Source organism: Paeniroseomonas aquatica, from assembly GCF_030409335.1.
Classification (GTDB): Bacteria; Pseudomonadota; Alphaproteobacteria; order Acetobacterales; family Acetobacteraceae; genus Belnapia; species Belnapia aquatica.
Genome location: NZ_JAUFPN010000087.1, coordinates 1 through 1,179 on the forward strand (window position 1 = coordinate 1; position 1,179 = coordinate 1,179).

A 1,179-nucleotide genomic window follows, 5' to 3' on the forward strand; every position below is an offset into this window, starting at 1 on the left:
GATCAATTATTTCATATTTTTTTATGATATACCCCGACTCCGTAGAATCCCGGCAAATAGCTGCGAAGGCTTGCGGAATCGGCGCTGATGGATTCTGCTTACGGGATGATCAGAGGCCAATTCCTGACCGCTTTGGAACGCCAGCATTTGTTGGCCCTAGTGCGGCGGCCGTCCGGCCAGCATGGCCCGGCGCGTCGGGCGCATGCAATCTTGCTTCTGGATGACGGGCTTGCCGTGCCGGAGGTGGCGCGGGTGCTTTATGTTGACGACGACACGGTTTACCAGTGGCATCAACGCTGGACATCGGGCGGTGTTGGGCGTCTGACGGATTTCGGCTGGAAAGGCAGCCTGCCGCGTCTTTCGGCGCCGCAGGAAATAGACCTGGTGAAAGCGCTGATGGCGCGCGTGTTCACCAGCACGTCCGAGATCATTGCCCTTGTCGAAAAGCGGTTTTCCATCGCCTACAGCCGGTCCGGGATGATCAAGCTGCTCGCTCGTCTCGGGTTCGAATACAAGAAGCCGAAGGCGCTACCGCGCTTGCCGACAGTGCAAGCGCAACAAGCGTTCGTGGCCGAGTATTCCCGTCTCCTCAGCGGATTGGGGNCAATGACCAGGTGGTTTTCCTTGATGCGGTTCATCCGGAATACCAGAGCCGTCCGGCCCATGGCTGGATCAGAAAAGGCGATCCGGTTGCCATCTTGCGGACGGCCGGTCGCCAGCGGCTGAACCTGCATGGCGCCATCAATCTGGAAAGCGGCCTCTGCCAGATCGTCGAAGGGGAAACCGTCAACGCAGAGACGACCATCCGCCTGTTTTCGCGCTTGCTTTCCGCCTACCCGGGGGCGGGAAAAATCCATGTTTTCCTCGACAATGCCAGATACCACCATGCCAAGGAGGTCGAGGCATGGATGGTCGAGCACGGACAAAGGATCGATCTCAGATTCCTGCCGCCCTACGCGCCCAATCTCAACGCGATCGAGCGATTATGGCGTGTCATGCACACATCGGTCACCCACAACAAATACTATGAAAGCTTCGCTGATTTCGTAGATGCAGTGAACGTGTTCTTCCGAAAAACACTACCAAGCCAATGGCTTAAGTTGAGAGACTTTATCTCCGATGACTTCCATATCATCGACCCGCGAAATTTCCGGGTTTTGATGTAGGCCGAGTATATCT

At 56.5% G+C, this 1,179-nt stretch carries 2 protein-coding genes; both read left to right on the top strand.

Features of this window, described 5'->3' with window-relative positions:
• Positions 1–105 precede the first annotated feature (105 nt).
• Positions 106–726: a helix-turn-helix domain-containing protein gene (locus QWZ14_RS08480; protein ID WP_456307228.1), complete on the top strand. Its 621-nt coding sequence runs from the start codon at positions 106–108 to the stop codon at positions 724–726.
• Positions 615–1,166, top strand: coding sequence for an IS630 family transposase (locus QWZ14_RS08485; RefSeq protein WP_290316202.1), 552 nt, complete (start codon positions 615–617; stop codon positions 1,164–1,166). Before QWZ14_RS08480 ends, QWZ14_RS08485 begins: the two co-directional genes overlap by 112 nt.
• The last annotated feature ends 13 nt before the right edge of the window (positions 1,167–1,179 follow it).